This window comes from Pseudomonas sp. TNT2022 ID642 (assembly GCF_028656995.1).
Classification (GTDB): Bacteria; Pseudomonadota; Gammaproteobacteria; order Pseudomonadales; family Pseudomonadaceae; genus Aquipseudomonas.
This window is the reverse complement of sequence record NZ_JAMDGW010000004.1, coordinates 70,691-90,268: the sequence shown is the minus strand read 5'-3', so window position 1 is coordinate 90,268 and position 19,578 is coordinate 70,691. Positions and strand designations below refer to the sequence as shown.

General features: G+C 59.9%; 15 protein-coding genes and 1 tRNA gene. 14 read left to right on the top strand and 2 right to left on the bottom strand.

Features of this window, described 5'->3' with window-relative positions; translation table 11 throughout:
* The first annotated feature begins 80 nt into the window (after positions 1–80).
* The 6 genes from M5G26_RS04445 to pgaD all read left to right on the top strand — a co-directional run bounded on the left by M5G26_RS04445 (position 81) and on the right by pgaD (position 9,132).
* Positions 81–764 (top strand): hypothetical protein, encoded by a 684-nt coding sequence (locus M5G26_RS04445; RefSeq protein ID WP_273914541.1) that lies wholly within the window; start codon positions 81–83, stop codon positions 762–764.
* A gap of 235 nt (positions 765–999) precedes the next feature.
* On the top strand, positions 1,000–2,505 hold the full coding sequence (locus tag M5G26_RS04440) for a YdgA family protein (protein WP_038367300.1): 1,506 nt from the start codon (positions 1,000–1,002) through the stop codon (positions 2,503–2,505).
* 249 nt (positions 2,506–2,754) lie between these two features.
* The gene (gene pgaA, locus M5G26_RS04435) at positions 2,755–5,235 is read left to right on the top strand and encodes a poly-beta-1,6 N-acetyl-D-glucosamine export porin PgaA (RefSeq protein ID WP_273914540.1); all 2,481 of its coding nucleotides are present in this window, start codon (positions 2,755–2,757) and stop codon (positions 5,233–5,235) included.
* A 12-nt stretch (positions 5,236–5,247) separates the two neighbouring features.
* Positions 5,248–7,245, top strand: a complete 1,998-nt coding sequence (gene pgaB, locus M5G26_RS04430) for a poly-beta-1,6-N-acetyl-D-glucosamine N-deacetylase PgaB (RefSeq protein ID WP_273914539.1) — start codon at positions 5,248–5,250, stop codon at positions 7,243–7,245.
* Position 7,246: 1 nt separating this feature from the next.
* Positions 7,247–8,602, top strand: coding sequence for a poly-beta-1,6-N-acetyl-D-glucosamine synthase (gene pgaC / locus M5G26_RS04425; RefSeq protein WP_007917696.1), 1,356 nt, complete (start codon positions 7,247–7,249; stop codon positions 8,600–8,602).
* Positions 8,599–9,132: a poly-beta-1,6-N-acetyl-D-glucosamine biosynthesis protein PgaD gene (gene pgaD, locus M5G26_RS04420; RefSeq protein ID WP_134176155.1), complete on the top strand. Its 534-nt coding sequence runs from the start codon at positions 8,599–8,601 to the stop codon at positions 9,130–9,132. The genes pgaC and pgaD overlap by 4 nt, the downstream gene beginning before the upstream one ends.
* 96 nt (positions 9,133–9,228) lie before the next feature.
* Here pgaD and M5G26_RS04415 read toward each other — a convergent pair whose 3' ends face one another.
* Entirely contained in the window at positions 9,229–10,752 is a 1,524-nt protein-coding gene (locus M5G26_RS04415) for an FAD-dependent oxidoreductase (protein WP_273914538.1), read from the bottom strand.
* 139 nt (positions 10,753–10,891) lie between these two features.
* Here M5G26_RS04415 and M5G26_RS04410 point away from each other — a divergent pair, with 139 nt between their 5' ends.
* From M5G26_RS04410 to M5G26_RS04390, 5 genes are all read left to right on the top strand, one after another.
* The gene (locus M5G26_RS04410) at positions 10,892–11,452 is read left to right on the top strand and encodes a YbhB/YbcL family Raf kinase inhibitor-like protein (RefSeq protein WP_102899649.1); all 561 of its coding nucleotides are present in this window, start codon (positions 10,892–10,894) and stop codon (positions 11,450–11,452) included.
* An 87-nt stretch (positions 11,453–11,539) separates the two neighbouring features.
* Positions 11,540–13,219 carry a vWA domain-containing protein gene (locus M5G26_RS04405; RefSeq protein WP_273914537.1) on the top strand — a complete coding sequence of 560 codons (1,680 nt, stop codon included), beginning with the start codon at positions 11,540–11,542 and terminating at the stop codon, positions 13,217–13,219.
* 30 nt (positions 13,220–13,249) lie between these two features.
* The gene (locus M5G26_RS04400) at positions 13,250–13,831 is read left to right on the top strand and encodes an RNA polymerase sigma factor (protein ID WP_273914570.1); all 582 of its coding nucleotides are present in this window, start codon (positions 13,250–13,252) and stop codon (positions 13,829–13,831) included.
* Positions 13,828–14,424 carry a hypothetical protein gene (locus tag M5G26_RS04395; protein WP_273914536.1) on the top strand — a complete coding sequence of 199 codons (597 nt, stop codon included), beginning with the start codon at positions 13,828–13,830 and terminating at the stop codon, positions 14,422–14,424. Before M5G26_RS04400 ends, M5G26_RS04395 begins: the two co-directional genes overlap by 4 nt.
* 20 nt (positions 14,425–14,444) lie before the next feature.
* Positions 14,445–14,711 (top strand): hypothetical protein, encoded by a 267-nt coding sequence (locus M5G26_RS04390; RefSeq protein WP_273914535.1) that lies wholly within the window; start codon positions 14,445–14,447, stop codon positions 14,709–14,711.
* Between the two features lie 70 nt (positions 14,712–14,781).
* Here M5G26_RS04390 and M5G26_RS04385 read toward each other — a convergent pair.
* Positions 14,782–14,858 (bottom strand) — tRNA-Arg (locus tag M5G26_RS04385).
* Positions 14,859–15,300: 442 nt separating this feature from the next.
* On the opposite strand from M5G26_RS04385, the gene gabD reads away from it, so the two are divergent.
* From gabD to M5G26_RS04370, 3 genes are all read left to right on the top strand, one after another.
* Positions 15,301–16,743: an NADP-dependent succinate-semialdehyde dehydrogenase gene (gabD, locus tag M5G26_RS04380; RefSeq protein WP_093440380.1), complete on the top strand. Its 1,443-nt coding sequence runs from the start codon at positions 15,301–15,303 to the stop codon at positions 16,741–16,743.
* A gap of 185 nt (positions 16,744–16,928) precedes the next feature.
* The gene (gene gabT, locus M5G26_RS04375; protein WP_007917687.1) at positions 16,929–18,206 is read left to right on the top strand and encodes a 4-aminobutyrate--2-oxoglutarate transaminase; all 1,278 of its coding nucleotides are present in this window, start codon (positions 16,929–16,931) and stop codon (positions 18,204–18,206) included.
* A gap of 134 nt (positions 18,207–18,340) precedes the next feature.
* On the top strand, positions 18,341–19,552 hold the full coding sequence (locus M5G26_RS04370; protein ID WP_273914534.1) for a response regulator: 1,212 nt from the start codon (positions 18,341–18,343) through the stop codon (positions 19,550–19,552).
* Positions 19,553–19,578 lie beyond the last annotated feature (26 nt).

Genomic DNA, 19,578 nt, shown 5'->3' with positions numbered 1-19,578 from the left:
TTAGTAGGTCAAGGGAAATTGTTCTCTGCCATTTCAAGAGGGCTGGATTTCTTGGGTGGACTTAAATGGAGTGGTACGGCATGGCCAGTAATAAAACGTTGGAAGTGATTGGGTTTTCGAGTATTCGTGAAAGTTTTTTGTTGTTTTTATTGATTGGTTTTTTGTTTATGTTCTTTGGGGGGTTTGTTATAGATTTTGAGAAAGATTTACCCAAGGCGTATGAAACATTTTTAACTGAACCTGTCGCCATGAATATTTTCTTTTGGATGAGTCTCTGCGGGCTTGGTCTCACCGCTTTAATTGCTGCAGTCAAGGGGCGGGCTTTTCTTCAAAGAAAGGTAGTCACGCATTATTCGTTGGCACTTTCGCGCACGGGTCTGGTAGCGGGCGCAATTATCGTGGGTTTGTTTTTCGGATTGGCATTCGCCTTCCTTTTTCTTTCCTTTTTTCCAGGACATGAAAACGTAAGGCAATACTCCGAACAGTTCTTTCCTTTGGCATTGCAGATGTTTATGTTTTTGAGCCTGTTGGTAATTGCGCATTTGTACTTGCTGATGCCTAGCGGGGTAGCAGGTGCGAAATTTAATCTGTTGGTGCTCGTGTTATCGTCCATTTTCATTTTGCTGTCGCTAGCCGGTTTGGTTTGGGGCCTTGATCGTCAGTTGTTTGAAATTGGCCTGCTGTGTGGCGTTATGCAATTAGTTGCGCAGGTGATGCATCGTGTCAGTGCTACAAACAAGCAAAGAGGATCGACCTGCCCCTAGGACTGACTGAACGTCGAATATGAATGTTCTCTCCGCAGCTTCATTGAGTGGCGGAGAGTTTTCCTCGCAGAGTGTTTGTGGCGCGACTGTTTATCCGGTGCTCGCAAAAACTGGGACCTCCCTACACCTCAGTGCTAATCTCCACCGCTGAATTCAGCGCAGTCGAGCCGCGACCCGGTCACGGGTTCAGGGAAGACGACCACACTCACAGCCACGGAAATCGATCAGGTCATTCATGAATAAATCAGCAGGCGTGCTCCTCGGAATTGTTGTTGCCATCGGCGCGATCAGCGCAGGCGGGGCCTGGTACACCGGGACCAAGATCGAAGGCGTGCTGAACAACGCCGTCACCAACGCCAACCAAGAGCTGCAAACCGCCATGGCCGGCTCCAATGGCACTGCATCGCTGGAGCTGGTGTCGCTGGAACGCCACACCTTCACCAGCACCGCGCACTACCGCCTCAAAGGCGAAGGCGAGATGTTTGGTGATGCGCCGGTCGAACTGCTGTTCGTAGACCACATCGAACATGGCCCGCTGCCGTTCTCGCGTCTGGTTTCGCTGAAATGGCTGCCGGTCATGGCCACCAGCAACTATGAGCTGGAAAAGAACCCGGCCACCGAGAAGTGGTTCGCCGCCACCAAGGGCGCCGCGCCGCTCAAAGGCGTGACCAGCATCGGCTATGACGAGTCCACCACCAGCACCCTCGATCTGCTGCCGTTCGAAACCGCGCTGGATGAGCAATCGAGTCTGAAATTTTCCGGCCTGACCATGAACATCTCCGCTAATGCCAAAGCGCAGAAGGTCAAGGCGGACGGCTACATGGACAACCTGAAACTGGTCACCGTGGCTGAAGACCAAGCGCCGGTGCAGGTCGAACTCAACGGTCTGACTCTGGCCAGCAACCTCGCCAAGAGCAGCTACGGCTACTACACCGGGGAAAACACCCTGGTGCTGACCAATAGCAAAACCACCTTCGGCACCAAGCAATCGGTGCTCGGCGTGAAGAACTTCGAAATGAAGAACCTCACCGAAGAAAACGGCAGCAATGCCTCGGGTCGCGCCGATTACAAGATTGGTGAAGTCAGCCTCAACGACAAGAAAGTCGGCTCGGCGAACATGGCCATGAGCCTGAAAAACCTCGACATCCCGTCGACCATGTCGCTGATGCAGATCTACCAGACCAAACTGCAGCCTTATGAAAAAGCTGCGGCCGAAGCAGCGGCCCAAGGCTTGCCAGCGCCAGAGCTGAACCTGACCGAAGCGGAAAACGCGCAAGTCAAAGCCGATCTGCAAAAACTGCTGGCCGCCGGCCCACAGTTTGCGCTGGAAAACCTCTCGTTCAATACCGCCAACGGTGAGAGCAAGGCCAATCTGGTGATCGACCTGACCAAACCGCAATCGATGGATCTGCCACCGGACCAACTGGGCAAACAACTGATCGCATTGCTGGACCTGAATATTCAGGTATCGAAGCCGATGCTGGTCGATCTGCTCAGCGTGCAGGCGCAACTCGACGGTCAGACCGATGCCAAAGCCATCGTCGATCAGTCCAAGGAAGCGGCCGACATGTTCGCCGGCATGGCGGTCGGTTCACAGCTAGCGGTCGTCGACGGCACCAACGTCGTGACCAAGCTGCATTACGCCGCCAATCAGGTCGAATTCAACGGCCAGAAGATGACCGTTGAGCAGTTCGTCGGCTTCCTGATGAGCAAGTTCGCAGGCGTCACGCAAGTGCAGTAATTCTGCGTTCTTAATAGCAACGCCCGGCCTCTGTATCGCACAGACGCCGGGCGTTTTGCTGTCTGGCGTTCGGGTTTTCGGCGTTTCCGGAGCACGATTCTGAACAATTATTGTGTTCTGGATTCTGGTCAACGCTTGCGTGCAAGACTGCCTGACTAAGCTTGGCCGTTGAATGTGCATTGGCGGCCACCGTTACGAATGGGCAAGGAGGGCATTGCGACCCGGCTGGCCATGTAAGGATGCTGACGAATGCCGCGTATTGATGTTCCTGTATTACATCGTGGTTTACGCCCTTTGTTCCGAGTCGCGCTGTGCAGTCAGTTGCTCTGGCCGGCGCTGGCGTTTGCCGACACACCCTACGATCAGATGGTGCGCGACGCCCGTGCCGGGCAGTACACGCCTGCACTGACGGTGTTGCGTCAGGTGCCACCCGGTCAGTCGACGACCGGGCAGATCAGCGATCACCTGCAAATCGCCAGTTGGGCCGGACTCGACGCTGAAGTGGTGCAGGTCTATGAAAGCCAGGGCCGCGACCGCGTCCTGCCGGTGCAGGCGCTGACCGCCACCGCCCGCGCCTATCGCAATCTCAAACGCTGGGATCAAGCCACTCAGGTCTACAACAAGGCCTTGGCGCTGGAGCCGGATAACGCCGACCTGCAATTGGGCCTTGCCCTGACTCAGGCTGACGCCGGCAAACCCGACGAAGCGGTGACCCGCGCCAAAGCGCTGGTGGCGGCCAAACCTGATGATCCGTCGCGCCGTCTGGCGCTGGGCTACGCGTTGACCCGTGCCGGCAAACAGTACGACGCCCTGTTCGAATACGATCAAGCCTTCAAACGCGCCGGCAGCAAACCGGAAGTCGCCCGCGAATACGTGGTCGCTTTGCAAAAAGCGCGACTCCCGGAGCCAGCACTGCGCCTGGCCAATCAACGCCCGGGGCTGATTGATCCGGTCACGCTGCGTCGCCTCGAAGGCGATCTCGCCGCCGAGCGTGTGCGTCTCGCCGAACTCGCCACCCGCAGTGAAAAAGAACGCTACGTCATCGCCGATCGCGCGCTGGCCGATTACGACAAACTGCTCGCCACCTGGACGCCGGACGCCAGCGCTCAGGATGACGTGACCCGCTGGCGCATCGACCGCATGGGCGCACTCAAGGCCCGGGCGCGTACCGCCGACGTCATCACCGAATACCAGAAGCTGCAAGCCGAGGGCGTGCAGATTCCGACCTACGCCCTGCGCTGGGTGGCGGCGTCTTATCTGGATCAGCGTGAACCGGAAATCGCCACCGACCTGTATCGCCAAGTGCTGGCGGCGCCGGACGCCGATGTCGGTGATCGCCTCGAAGACACCACTGCGCTGTACTACGCGTTGCTGGAAAGCGACCGCGCTGATGAGGCACGCAAAGTCGCCGAGGACGCCGCCAAGTCTCAGCGTCCGCGTGTCGAACTCAAAGGGCTGCCCATCGGCAACCCCAACGATGAATGGATGGACGCCCAGCAACTCGCGGCGCAGGCCGGCACCTACGGTTCCGACCTGCCGCACGGCGAGGAACGCTTGCAGACTCTGGTCGATCAGGCCCCCGGCAACATTGGTCTGCGTCTGGCTCAGGCTGATCTGTACCTGGCCCGGCAATGGCCGCGCCGCGCGGAAAACCAGCTCAAGGAAACCGAGAGCATGGTCCCGCGCGACATGGGCCTGGAAATTGGCCAGGCCCACACCGCCATGGAACTGCAGGAATGGCGGCAAATGGATGCGCTGACCGACGACGTCGTCGCACGTTATCCGGATAACCGCCAGGTGCAGCGTCTGGCCCGCGAACGCGAAGTGCATGACATGTCCGAGCTGCGCGTCGAAGCCTACGGCGGCAAGGCTAACGGTGGCGGCAGTGGCGATGCCGGAGCCGTCAGCGGCAGCCGCGATTTCGGCATCCAGACCACCCTGTACAGCCCGCCGATCGATGAAGACTGGCGCGTGTTCGCCGGGGCCGGGTATGCCACCGGCGACTTTGCCGAAGGCACCGGGCACCACCGCTTCCAGCGCGTTGGCCTGGAGCGGCGCAGCCGCGACATGACCCTCGAAGCGGAAGTGTCCAATCACGATTACGGTTTCGGCGACAAACAAGGCGCGCGTCTGGCGATCGCCCGCGACATCAACGACAACTGGCAGTACGGCGGCAGCCTCGAATACCTCTCGGCCGAGACACCATTGCGCGCGCTCAACAGCGACATCAAGGCCAACGGCGGCAGCGGTTTCATCCGCTGGCGCGCCAATGAGAGCCGTGAATGGCGCCTGTCGGTCAGCCCGTCGCACTTCAGTGACGGCAACAACCGCGTTGAAGCCTTGCTCACCGGTCGCGAGGGCGTCTACAGCGCGCCGAACGTGCAGGTCGATGCGGGACTGGAAGTCGGCACCAGCCACAACTCCAAGTCCGATGACGTGCCGTACTTCAACCCCAAATCCGACTTCAGCGTGATGCCGCTGGTCAACGTCAATCACGTGCTCTACCACCGCTACGAAACTTCGTGGAGCCAGCAATTCCAAGCCGGCGCAGGTACGTACAGCCAGCGAGATCACGGCACCGGCGGCATGGCGTTGCTCGGTTACGGTCAGCGCTATGCCTGGAACGACGTGTTCGAGGTGGGCGGTTTGTTCAGTGTGATCAACCGGCCCTACGACGGTGATCGGGAGACCGATTTGCGTCTGCTCGTCGACCTCACTTTCCGCTTCTAGAAGAGTTTGAAGATGCCTTTGATTTCGCGTTTCATCCTTCTGCTGGGAGCGCTGCTGATCAGCGCTTGCGCCCAGCAAGCTCCGGCCTTCGCGCCGCCGTCCGAGCGTCCGCTGGCGGCCAGCGAAAAACCGTGGCCGAAAAACCACGTGCTCGGCATCGCCTATCACGATGTCGAAGACCGTGACCCCGATCAGGCGGTGGTGGCGGTGCGCACCGAGCGCATGATCGAGCAGCTCGCCTGGCTGCGCGAAAACGGCTACAAACCGGTGACGGTCGACCAGATCATGGCCGCGCGCAAGGGCGGCCCGGAGCTGCCGGCGAAAGCGATTTTGCTCAGTTTCGACGACGGTTATTCGAGCTTCTACACCCGTGTGCTGCCGGTACTGCGCGCCTATAGCTGGCACGCGCTGCTGGCGCCGGTCGGCAGCTGGATCGATACGCCGCTCAATCAACCGGTGGACTTCGCCGGTGCCCCGCGCGCACGTTCCGATTTCCTGACCTGGGATCAGGTGCGCGAAATCTCGCAATCCGGTCTGGTGGAAATCGCCGCGCACACCGACGCCAACCACAAAGGCATTCTGGCCAACCCGCAGGGCAACCTGCAGCCTGCTGCCGCGACCCGGCGCTACGATCCGCTGACCAAGCGCTATGAATCCGAGGCCGAATTCCAGGCACGGATCCGCACCGACGTGAACAACATCTCGGAAAAAATCCGCAAGGTCACCGGCAAGAAACCCCGCGTCTGGGTCTGGCCGTATGGCACGGCGGACGGCACATCGCTGACCGTGGTCGGCGAGCAGGGCTATGAAATGGCCCTGACCCTGGACGACGGTCTCGACGCCCTCGACAACCTGATGAGCAGCCCACGTTTCCTCGTCGCCTCCGACCCTGACGGCGAGCACTTCGCCAACAGCGTCGTCGGCGTGCAGTCGGATCTGCCCATGCGCGTGGTGCATGTCGATCTGGACAACGTCTACGACCCGGACCCGGCGCAACAGGACATCAACCTCGGCAAGCTGGTGCAGCGTATGGCCGACATGGGCGCCAACACGGTGTTCCTACAAGCCTTCGCCGACCCGAAGGGCGATGGTCTGGTGCACTCGCTGTACTTCCCCAACCGTCACTTGCCGGTACGTGCGGACATCTTCGACCGGGTTGCCTGGCAACTGCGCACCCGCGCTCATGTAAAGGTGTATGCATGGATGCCGGTGCTGAGTTTCGGCCTCGATTCGAAACTGCCTCGCGTTACCCGCTGGGACCCGAAAACCGGCACTACTGCGGTGGACCCGAATCAGTACCAGCGCCTGTCGCCCTTCGATCCCGAGGTGCGGCGGATCATCGGTGAAATCTACGAGGATGTGGCGCGCCTGACCTCGGTCGACGGCATCCTCTATCACGACGATGCGCTGCTGTCGGACTTTGAAGATGCCAGCCCTGAAGCCTTGAAAGCCTACGCCGCCCAGGGTTTGCCGGGTTCGATTGCCGCGCTGCGCGATGACCCGGCCGCGATGCAGCGCTGGACGCGCTTCAAGAGCAAATACCTCATCGACTTCACCAACGAGCTGACCGCCAAAGTCCGCGCCATTCGTGGCCCGCAGGTGCAGACCGCACGCAATATTTTCGCCGAGCCGATGCTCAATCCACACAGCGAAGAGTGGTACGCACAGAACCTCGATGACTTCCTCGCGACCTACGACTGGACGGCGCCGATGGCCATGCCGCTGATGGAAAAACAGACCCAGGCTGAGTCTGGCCCGTGGCTGGAAGCGTTGGTGGCCACGGTCAAGAAACGCCCCGGCGCGCTGGATCGCACGGTATTCGAATTGCAGGCCCGCGACTGGACGAAAAAGGATCAGGCCGACATCGACGGTGCGCATCTGGCGGACTGGATGGGCCGTCTCAAGCGTCAGGGCGCGACCAGTTTCGGCTACTACCCGGACAACTTCCTCGACAACCTGCCGGACCTGAAAACCGTAAGGCCTGCGCTCTCCAACAAATGGAATCCATAACATGCTGGATAGACTGTTAGCCCTGCTTGTTCTGGCGCTCGTCCTCGGCGTGCCGCTGGGGCTGATCTTCCTGGTCACCGGGCAGTTCCTGATGGACTTCGTGTTCTTCTACCCGCTGTTCATGTCCGGGTTGTGGATTGCCGGCGGCCTGTATTTCTGGCTGCACTGGGAGCGCCACTGGCCGTGGCAGGACGACACGCTACCGCCGCCACTGGAAGGCGAGCCGCTGATCTCGATCCTGATCCCTTGCTACAACGAAGGCGACAACGCCGCCGACACCATCCACGCGGCGCTGGCCCAGCATTACCCGAACATCGAAGTCATCGCGATCAACGACGGCTCAAAGGACAACACTGCTGAAGTGCTCGATGCGCTGGCCAAGGAAGATCCGCGTCTGCGCGTGCTGCATCTGGCGGAAAACCAGGGCAAGGCTGTCGCGCTGCGCATGGGGGCGATCGCTGCGCGCAGTGAGTATCTGGTGTGCATTGATGGTGATGCGCTGCTGGCGCCCAATACCGCGGCGTATCTGGTCGCGCCGATGCTGGATAACGCGCGTCTTGGCGCGGTGACCGGCAACCCACGGATACGCACACGCTCGACGTTGGTCGGGCGGGTTCAGGTCGGCGAGTTCTCGTCGATCATCGGTCTGATCAAACGCACGCAACGGGTGTTCGGGCGGATTTTCACCGTCTCCGGGGTGATCGTCGCGTTCCGCCGTTCGGCGCTTAACCGGGTCGGTTACTGGAGCCCGGACATGATCACCGAAGACATCGACATCAGCTGGAAACTGCAACTGGATCACTGGAGCATCTTCTACGAGCCGCGCGCGCTGTGCTGGATTCTGATGCCGGAAACCCTCGGCGGTTTGTGGAAGCAGCGTTTGCGCTGGGCTCAGGGCGGCGCCGAAGTGCTGTTCAAGAACATTCGTGGCATCTGGCAGTACCGCCATCGTTACCTGTGGCCGTTGCTGTTCGAATACTGCCTGTCGACCGGTTGGGCGTTCACCTTCCTGTTGTCAGTGATCTTCTGGGGCGTGGGCAAGTTCGTGGTCATGCCGGAAGCCATCGCGGTGGATCACTTGATGCCGCCGGCGTTCACCGGGCTGCTGCTGGCATTTGTCTGCCTGGTGCAGTTCGCGGTCAGCATCATCATCGATCGCCGTTACGAGCCGGGGTTGGGCAAGACCATGTTCTGGGTGGTCTGGTACCCGATTGCATTCTGGTTTGTCAGTTTGCTGACCACGCTGGTCAGCTTCCCGAAAGTCTTGTTCGGCCAACATCAGAAGCGTGCGCGGTGGGTCAGCCCCGACCGCGGCATCAAACCGATCGGCGACGACGAAGAGGAGGTCATCAAATGAAAATCATCCGGACCCGTCAGCGGCCGTTCCTGGTCGTGGTCGATGTGATTCTTACCGTGGTGGCGTGGGTCGGCCTGCTGTTTCTGTTGATCCGTGGGCTATGGCCATTGATTGAAACCCACGCCGGTGGGCCGCGCATCGACAACTCGGCGTTTGATGCGTTGGGCACGCTGCAGATTTATCTGTGGGTGGCGTTGGTCAACGCGGTGATTCTGATTTCCTGGGCGCGTTATCAGCAGCGCAAAAGTCGTAGTTTCGCTCAGCGGCGGTTGCCTTCGCCGGTGATCGACGATGAAGGGTTGAGCAAGAGTTTCAAGCTTTGCGATGACCGCTTTCAGAAACTGCGCACGCCCGGGGTGATGACCATTCACAACGATCAGGAAGGCGATATCAGTCACGTGGTGACGCATTTCTGGCCGGTTCAGCAGCAGGAGTTGCCACCGCCGCTGGCACCTCTGGAGCATCCACGGGTGATCTTTCTGCATGCCGAGGATGACGATAATCGCGAACCGGTGAATCGTATTACCTGAATGGTGAACCCTGTGTAGGAGCTGCCGAAGGCTGCGATCTGTTGATCTTTAAAGTCAAAAGATCGCAGCCTTCGGCAGCTCCTGCACGGGTTTGTTTCAGTCGCGGATCAATGTCCAGGCCTCTTCCATCGGCAGCGGTTGCTTCATCCGTTCGGCCAGCAGCGCCATGGCGCGTTCTTTTTCGCAGGCAACCGCAGCGACCAGCACACCGTTTCTACCGAACAGACCGATAAAGGGCGGATTTTCGGGTTCGCCGAGAAACTCCACTTCATCCCAGTGTTCGGCATGGCCGAGGTAGTCGTAGTTCTTGCCAAAATGCCAGGTCCAGAAGAACGGCACGTCGAGGTAATGTTCGTCGCCACCGAGCATGTTGGCAGCGGCGATGCGTGCGTGTTGCTGAGCCAGGCGCCAATGCTCGATGCGTTGCGGCTGGCCGTGGAGCGGAAACGTAGCGATATCGCCGATGGCCCATAGGCTTTCGCTCAGGCGCATGCCGTCGTCGACGCGCAATGACTGATCCTTTTCCCTCGGCAGTGACGCGAACGCTTCGGTCGCCGGATGCACGCCGATCCCCGCCAGTATCAGGTCGGCTGAAAGACGCAGGCCATTGTCCAGCAATACGGCCTCGACTTTGCCATCGCCGATGATCTCGGTGGCGGCGTGCTCGGTGATGAATTTCACCCCGTTCTGTTCGTGCAGCGCGCGGATCGCCTTGCCCACAGCCTCACCGAACTGGGCAGCGAAAGGAACTGCGTGCCGAGCCAGCACCGTGACGTCGAGACCGTATTGGCGCAGGGCCGAGGCGCATTCGAGGGCGATGAAGCTGTCGCCGATGATCACTGCACGTTGTTCCGGTCTGGCAGTGTTCATGATCCGTTCTGCCTGAGCTTTTGAGCGCAGCACGAATACCTGCGGAAGATCTGCGCCGGGTAAATCCAGCGGATTGGGCTCGCCGCCAGTGGCGAGTACCGCTGCGTCGTAACGCAGCGACTGGCCGTCTTCGAGGTGAAGGGTTTTCGCCGAGGCATTGATTGAGCTGATTTCACCTCGTTGGCGTTCAATGCGCTGCTCTTTATAGAAGTCATCTTCACGCAGCGGCGGTATTTCTTGCGGGGGCATGTCCCCGGCGAGAACAAATTTGCTCATCACCGTACGGTCGTAACCCGCCTCCGGCTCGCGATCGATCATCACGATACGGCCACCGAAACCCTTTTCCCGCAACGCCGCCGCGCATGCCGTACCTGCTGCGCCGGCGCCGACAATCACGAACGTACGCGAATCATCCGCCGGCGGCGTATGCGGGTCGGGCAACGGTTGATCGTCGACCCAAACCTCTTCGCCGCGCACCTCCAGTGGATATCGCTTGAGGCTGTCGAGGGCCGGTGGCTCGCATAACGCGCCATCCTCCGCCCGAAACGCAGCCTTGTGCCACGGGCAGATCAGCCGTCCGTGACACAACGCACCGTCAGCCAACGGCGCGCCGGCATGTGGGCATTCGCCCTGAAACGCACGTAACTGGCCGTTCGTGCGCAACAGCACAATCTTGCAGTCGCCGATTTCAACCTGCAGGCCACGGTCTTCAGGGACATCGGCGATACGGGCGACGCGGTGCAGGGACATGTTCGACTTCCTCGCAGGCATTTCTCTTGTGAGTTTGCGTCGTAGTGCGAGGTTCAGCCATTTGCCACTGCCACGGCACGAACGGTACAGCTATAGTTTGCAAGCCGACGACGGCCCCACTGCACAAGGTGCTCCCGGAATGACCCGATTGACCTCTCTCAACCCCTGGCTGGCGGCCCTCGCCGTCACCCTTTGCGTGCAGTTTCCGGCGCAGGCCCAGGAGCGTTTCACCCTGAGCATCCCGGGTGTTTCCGATAACCGCCTGTTCACCTCGGCCGCGGCCAGCGATGCGCCCGGTTGCGGTGGCAAGAATCAGTCGCCGGCCCTGAGCTGGAACGCTGGGCCTGCCGGCACCCAGAGTTATGCGATCGTGATGCACGACCCGGACGGCCAGAAAGGCCTGGGCGTCGATCACTGGATTCATTACGGCATCAAAGCCACCACGCACCAGATCGCGGCGGGCGTCGGCGCCAAATCCGCGTTCGAGGGTGTCGGCGGCACCAACAGCAAGGGCAACACCCATTACATGGGGCCGTGCCCGCCAGTGGGCGACAGTGCGCACCACTACATCATTCAGATCTACGCACTGGATCTGGCCCCGGATGCCTTGCCGGCCGGTTTGACCCGCGCCGAGCTGATGGAAAAAATCAAAGGCCATGTCCTGCGTAACAGCAGTGCGGTGCGGCGTTATCACCGCTGAAAATATTTTTAGCGGCGTTTAACCCGAACTGAAAGGGCTGCCCGTCTCAGGGGATGAATGATCAAATTCATCCCGAGGTCAGCCCCCATGTCTCTTGCTCTTTTGCGTCCTGTTGCGGTTGCTGTGCTGCTGGCGCTCGCCGGTTGCGGTGCTTCGTCCACGCCCGATTCCGCTGCTGTGCCAGCGCCTGCGCAGTCCGAAGTTCTGGTTCAGCAGGAAGCGGTCATGACCGGTGGGGCGATGGCCAAGCGCATGGCTTATCCTGCGCCCGTCGCCAGTTTCGCGGCGATACCGGCTGCAGAGAGTTATCCACAGGGCTACCGTGACGAACCACGTGAGCAGTATCAAAAACTGGCCGACAATCCGATCCATAGCGTTGCCGAAACCCCGGTTTCGACTTTCAGTGCCGACGTCGATACGGGCGCTTATGCCAACGTCCGCCGCTTGCTCAATCAAGGTCGACTGCCACCGGAAGGCGCGGTGCGGCTGGAGGAAATGGTCAATTACTTCCCCTACGACTACGCGCTGCCCAGCGACGGCTCGCCGTTTGGCGTGACCACAGAATTGGCTGCGTCACCGTGGAACCCGCACACACGCCTGCTGCGCATCGGCATCAAGGCATCCGACCGGGCGGTGGCGGAACTCGCCCCGGCCAACCTGGTATTTCTGGTTGACGTGTCCGGCTCGATGGATCGTCGCGAAGGCCTGCCGATGGTCAAAAGCACGCTGAAATTGCTGGTCGATCAATTGCGCGATCAGGATCGCGTGTCACTGGTGGTGTATGCCGGCGAATCCAGAGTGGTGCTTGAACCGACTTCCGGGCGCGAGAAAGCGAAAATTCGTACAGCCATTGAGCAATTGACTGCGGGCGGTTCGACCGCAGGTGCCTCCGGTATCGAACTGGCTTACCAAATGGCGCAGCAGGCCTTCATTCCCAAAGGCATCAACCGCATCCTCTTGGCCACCGATGGCGACTTCAATGTCGGCGTCAGCGACTTCGACAGCCTCAAACAAATGGCTGTGGATAAACGCCAAAGCGGGATTTCGCTGACGACCCTGGGTTTTGGTGTGGATAACTACAATGAACACTTGATGGAACAATTGGCCGACGCTGGCGACGGTAACTACGCCTACATCGACAACCTGCGCGAGGCACGCAAAGTGTTGGTGGATCAGTTGAGTTCGACGCTTGCCGTGGTGGCGAAAAACGTCAAATTGCAGGTGGAGTTCAACCCGGCGCAGGTCAGCGAATATCGCCTGCTTGGCTATGAGAACCGCGCGTTGAAGCGTGAGGATTTCAGCAATGACAAGGTCGATGCCGGTGAAATCGGTGCAGGACACACGGTGACCGCGCTGTACGAAATTGTTCCGGCGGGCGAGAAGGGCTGGCTGGAACCGCTGCGCTACGGCAAGTCGGAGCCGGTTGTTTCCGGGAAGAACGGAGAATTGGCAATGCTGCGTGTGCGTTATCAACGTCCTGACGGTGGGAAAAGTCTGCTGATCGAGCGGCCGATTACCAATCAGGTTGCACCGGCCAGCGAAGACTTGCGCTTTGCCGCTGCCGTTGCTGCGTTTTCCCAGCAACTCAAGGACGGTCGCTATACCGGCGACTTCAGCCTCAAAGACACCGAAGCACTGGCCCGTGGCGCTCGTGGCGATGATCGCTTCGGTCTGCGCAACGAGTTCGTGCAACTGGTCGAATTGGCGCAAAGTCTGCGCACCTCGAGCGCTTCGAACGCGCTGGCCACTGAACGACGGATTGAATAAGTGAGTCGTCTGAAAGGCTTTATCAGCCAGCTGTTTGCCTCGGCAGACAGCTCAACCGCCAGCAGCGATGAATCGCTGCTGGCGCGTTATCGCGAGGGCGACGGCGCTGCGTTCGAGATCTTGTACGCGCGCCATCGCCAAGGCTTGTACCGGTTTCTGCTTGGATTGAGCGGCAAACCGGAATTGGCCGACGAGGTGTTTCAGGAGACTTGGCTGAGCTTGATCCGTAGCGCCAGTCAGCCACAAGGCCGGGCGACTTTTCGTACATGGCTATTCCAGATCGCCCGCAATCGCCTGATCGATCACTGGCGTAAACACGGCGCCCGACAACCGCTGCATGACAGCTATGACGAGCAAAATCACGCGGTCGGTGATGACGCGAATGATCCCGAACAACTGCTCACCCTCAGCCGTGACAGTCAACGCCTGGAAAGTGCCCTGCAAACCCTGCCCGCCGACCAGCGCGAAGTGTTCCTGCTGCGAGCCCACGGCGACCTCGACCTGGCACAAATCGCCAGCCTCACCGAAGCTCCGCTGGAAACCGTCAAAAGCCGCTTGCGCTACGCCCAGCAAAAACTGCGTCGGCTGCTGGCCGAGGAGGTACTGACATGACTGACGCCCGCCAGACACCCGAAGATCCGCTGATCAAGCATGTACGCGAACAGCACAATGCCGAACCGCCAGCGCACATGGATGCGTTGATCCTCAACGCTGCACATCGTCAAACCCCGACGCCGAAACCAAGCCTGTTGCAACGCTGGCTGGAGATCTGCCGCAAACCACGCTGGCAAGTCGCGTTTGCCAGCCTCGTCGGCGTGGCACTGATGTTGTCGCTGGTACAGCGCACCCCTGAACCGCTGCGCCAGTACGACTACGCCCCAGCCCCGGAACTTGCCGTACCTATGACCGAAACGGACTCAGCGCAACTGCACCGATTGTCCGCCCCGGCCGGCGCCATGCCGGCACCTGTGCCGATGATGGAAATGGCCGCGCCGATGCAAGATCAAGCGATCAGCGCCGATGAAACCAAACTCAGCAAACGCGCCACCGCCCCGGCCAATGGCCTCGACGCACAACTGCGCGAAGTCCTGCGCCTGCGCGAATCCGGCCAATCGCAAGCCGCCGACAGCCTGTTCAACAACTTGCACAAACGCTACCCGAACGCTGATCTTGACGCCCGACTCGAACAGTTGCAGAAAAAATGACCGCCTGATCCCCCAGCCATTTGGCATTACCCCGCAAAAACGCGCACTATCGGGCTATTGCCAATGCGCTGGAGGACAACGTGGCAGCAAAAATTGACCGCATCGCCCAGTTACTCAACTGCCCGGAAAAGGGCGAAGAGATGCGGCGAGCGATTACTGAAGCGCGTAAGGAGTTTCTGCTGAATCAGTCGGAAGAGGATGTCGTTGATGAAGACGAGGTTTTTGAGGACGTTGAGGAGGAAGAAGACGACGATGATTACGACGAGTTTGACTGGACGACGGAGTGACGTCGCTCCAGTCACCGCCTACAAAAAAGCCCCGGACCATCACAGTCCGGGGCTTTCTCGTTTAAATCAATGGCGCACCAGGCGGGATTCGAACCCACGACCCCTGCCTTCGGAGGGCAGTACTCTATCCAGCTGAGCTACTGGTGCAGCGGGCGACATCATACCTAGGTCGGCTCGGGGCGTCCATGCTGGGTTTCGGCGCGGATTGTCAGTATGCGTGTCGGCGCAAATCGCTGCATTCCATAAAGCGGTAACGTCCTGCAAAACCCTCGCTTGGCGCTTTCTCGGGACTGTTCTATGGTTTTGTTGCGGCTGAGGCTTTTGGCTCGTTGATCTGAAAAATTCCACAAACACGCCGTTTTTGTTCTTTTTTTCGAACGACCTATTGTCCTTTAACCCCTTTGATCCTACGATCCGTTTGAGATTTCAAACGCTCGTTGACCGGGCGTTGAAGCGCCGGTGTTTCGAATCGTGCACTGTCGATGCGCCACACCCGGTCACTGATTTCCCTGACGGCAGCCTTGCGAGGCGCCTTTCTACAATCATAATTTGCTCCGCGCAGGCCGCGGTGCTGTTAAGGAAAGCCGACATGCAGCTTAAAGACACCCTGTTGTTCCGCCAGCAAGCCTTCATTGATGGCGCTTGGGTCGATGCGGACAACGGTCAGACGATCAAGGTCAACAACCCGGCCACCGGTGAAATCCTCGGTACCGTGCCAAAAATGGGCGCCGCCGAAACTCGCCGTGCCATCGAAGCCGCTGACAAGGCGCTGCCAGCCTGGCGTGCACTGACCGCCAAAGAGCGTGCCGGCAAGCTGCGTCGCTGGTTCGAGCTGATGATCGAGAACCAGGACGACCTCGCGCGCCTGATGACCCTCGAACAGGGCAAGCCGCTGGCCGAAGCCAAGGGCGAAATCGTTTACGCCGCCTCGTTCATCGAGTGGTTCGCCGAAGAAGCCAAGCGCATCTACGGTGACGTGATTCCGGGCCATCAGCCAGACAAGCGCCTGATCGTGATCAAGCAGCCAATCGGCGTGACCGCTGCGATCACCCCGTGGAACTTCCCGGCCGCGATGATCACCCGCAAGGCCGGTCCAGCGCTGGCTGCCGGTTGCACCATGGTGCTCAAGCCTGCTTCGCAAACTCCATTCTCCGCTTTCGCCTTGGCCGAACTGGCCCAGCGCGCGGGCATTCCTGCGGGCGTGTTCAGCGTGGTGTCAGGCAGCGCCGGCGACATCGGCAGCGAGCTGACCAGCAACCCGATCGTGCGCAAACTGTCCTTCACTGGTTCGACCGAAATCGGTCGTCAACTGATGTCGGAATGCGCCAAGGACATCAAGAAAGTCTCGCTGGAACTGGGCGGCAACGCGCCGTTCATCGTGTTCGACGACGCGGACCTGGATAAGGCCGTCGAAGGCGCGATCATTTCCAAGTACCGCAACAACGGCCAGACCTGCGTCTGCGCCAACCGTCTGTACATTCAGGATTCGGTTTACGACGCGTTCGCCGAGAAGCTGAAAGTGGCTGTGGCCAAATTGAAGATCGGCAATGGTCTGGAAGACGGCACCACCACTGGCCCGCTGATCGACGAAAAAGCCGTAGCCAAGGTGCAAGAGCACATCGCTGACGCCGTAGCCAAAGGTGCAACCGTGCTGGCTGGCGGCAAGCCAATGGAAGGCAACTTCTTCGAGCCGACCATCCTCACCAACGTGCCGAAGAACGCCGCTGTGGCCAAGGAAGAAACCTTCGGTCCACTGGCGCCACTGTTCCGTTTCAAAGACGAAGCCGAAGTGATCGCGATGTCCAACGACACCGAGTTCGGTCTGGCCTCTTATTTCTACGCTCGCGACCTCGGCCGTGTGTTCCGTGTCGCGGAAGCGCTGGAATACGGCATGGTTGGCGTCAACACCGGGCTGATCTCCAACGAAGTCGCGCCATTCGGCGGTATCAAGGCTTCGGGCCTGGGTCGTGAAGGCTCCAAGTACGGCATCGAAGATTACCTGGAAATCAAATACCTCTGCCTGGGCATCTAAGCCCTGTAAGAGATCGCTGTAAACGCAAAGGGCACGAGAGCGCTGTCCCTTTGCGTGGTTTCAAACCGGAATTTTCTCTGCGGCCAGGAACGCCGTGGCAGTCGATCATCGCATGCTGCCACCGTCGATTTCTCCCGCTTAATCCTTGAACCACGCCGCCCGATGAGCGGCGAATGAGGACTGTAATGAGCAAGACTAACGCTGAACTGATGGCCCGTCGTACCGCAGCTGTTCCACGTGGTGTTGGCCAGATTCACCCGATCTTCGCTGAGTCGGCAAAAAACGCTACCGTGACTGACGTTGAAGGTCGTGAGTTCATCGACTTCGCTGGCGGTATCGCGGTACTGAACACTGGTCACGTGCACCCGAAAATCATCGCAGCCGTGACCGAACAGTTGAACAAGCTGACCCACACCTGCTTCCAGGTGCTGGCTTACGAGCCGTACGTTGAGCTGTGCGAAAAAATCAACGCCAAGGTGCCAGGTGATTTCGCCAAGAAAACCCTGCTGGTCACCACCGGTTCCGAAGCCGTCGAAAACGCCGTGAAAATCGCCCGTGCCGCCACTGGCCGCGCTGGCGTGATCGCCTTCACCGGCGCTTACCACGGTCGCACCATGATGACCCTGGGCCTGACCGGTAAAGTCGTGCCGTACTCGGCCGGCATGGGCCTGATGCCAGGCGGCATCTTCCGCGCGCTGTACCCGAACGAACTGCACGGTGTGAGCATCGACGACTCGATCGCCTCCATCGAACGCATCTTCAAGAACGACGCCGAGCCGAAAGACATCGCCGCGATCATCATCGAGCCGGTTCAGGGCGAAGGTGGTTTCTACGTCGCGCCGAAAGAGTTCATGAAGCGTCTGCGCGCCCTGTGCGACCAGCACGGCATTCTGCTGATCGCTGACGAAGTACAGACCGGCGCTGGCCGTACCGGCACTTTCTTCGCCATGGAACAGATGGGCGTTGCTGCCGACCTGACCACCTTCGCCAAATCCATCGCTGGCGGCTTCCCGCTGGCCGGTGTTTGCGGCAAGGCCGAATACATGGACGCTATCGCTCCAGGCGGCCTGGGCGGCACCTACGCCGGTAGCCCGATCGCTTGCGCCGCTGCACTGGCGGTGATGGAAGTGTTCGAAGAAGAGCAACTGCTGGATCGCTGCAAGGCTGTCGGCGAGCGTTTGGTCACTGGCCTGAAAGCTATCCAGGCCAAGTACCCGGTGATCGGCGAAGTCCGTGCCCTGGGCGCGATGATCGCGGTCGAGCTGTTCGAAAATGGCGACAGCCACAAGCCGAACGCTGCCGCTGTAGCGTCGGTTGTGGCCAAGGCGCGCGACAAGGGTCTGATCCTGCTGTCCTGCGGCACCTACGGCAACGTTCTGCGCGTGCTGGTACCGCTGACTTCGCCGGACGAGCAACTGGACAAAGGTCTGGCGATCATCGAAGAGTGCTTCTCGGAGCTCTGATCTGCCTGTGATCTGATCGACAAAAAACCCGCTTCGGCGGGTTTTTTTACGCCCTTTGAAACACATCGACGCATTAGCGCTGTATCGAATGGCCAGCATTGGCTAAGGTTCAGGCATTGCAAGGGAGCGCGCGCATGACTGCCGTTGAATTACCCGCTGTACCGCGAGTGCTGATTGCCGAGGCCGATCCGTGGTCTCGCGACCTGCTCAAACAAGTGTTGCTGAACGTGCGTTGCGATGCACGGCTGGATCTGTGTGCCGATGGCCAGCAAGCCATGTCGATGCTCAGCGAAATTCCGTATGACCTCGCCATCGTCGATTGGGAACTGCCCGGCGTCGATGGTTTGAATGTGCTGCGCAGCGTGCGTCAGCGCAAACGCAATCCGCCGCTGCCGTTCATTCTGATGAGCAGCCGTAACGACAGCGCCAGCGTGCACGAAGCGATTCCGCTGGCACCAACTGCCTATCTGACCAAGCCGCTGAATATGGAAAGCCTCACCGAGCGTTTGCAGGGTTTGCTGCTCAATGCCGGTGAAGAGGTGTTCTGTGAGGTGCCGACGTTGGCGCCGGGCATGACCTTGTCAGTGTTTCTTGAGCGTCGACGTGAGCAGGCCGACGGCGCGCCGTTGATGACGGATGTGCAGGTGGCGGTGAAGCGCAGCCTCAATCCCAATGGCCTCGATCTGAAGCTGCTGGAAGATGAGATCAAAACCGATCCACAGATCACGGCGGTGTTGATCGCTGCGGCCAACAGCGCGGCACAGCACCACGGCGCGCCGGTTCAGACATTGGCGCAAGCCCTGCATCGCTTGGGCACCGGACAGAGCATGAACCTGATCCTGGGGCTGGCACTCAAGCGCAGCGCCAAGCTCAGCGATCCTTGTCTGGCGGACTACGCCGAGCGTTACTGGGGCTTGTCGCTGCACACCGCCGAATACGCACGCACCCTGGCGCGCTTGCTCGATCTCGATCAGGAGCGCTGTTACTGCGCGGGTATGCTCCACCGGTTGGGTGATCTGGCGCTGCTGCGCTGCTTGCAGGAATGGCAGCAGGCCGGCGGTGCGCTGGATGAACTGGAGGAGGTCGGCGAGGCGCTGGCTGAGTTTGGCGCCGCTTACGGTTCGGCTCTGCGTACTCGCTGGCGCCTGCCGCTGGAATTGCGGGAGCTTATTGCCTCGGTCTACCAGCTCGGCGGTGGCGTGTATTCCCGTGAGGCGCTGGTGATGAACATGGCGGCGCAGATGGCCCGCTTGACCGAGCATGAGGGCGTTGAGGAGTTGGCGAAGAGCCGCACGGCGCGGTTGCTCAAGATCGGGCTGCCGGAGTTGATGCGGATGCGCAAATAACCCGGCTCACCAATATTCCAAATGTG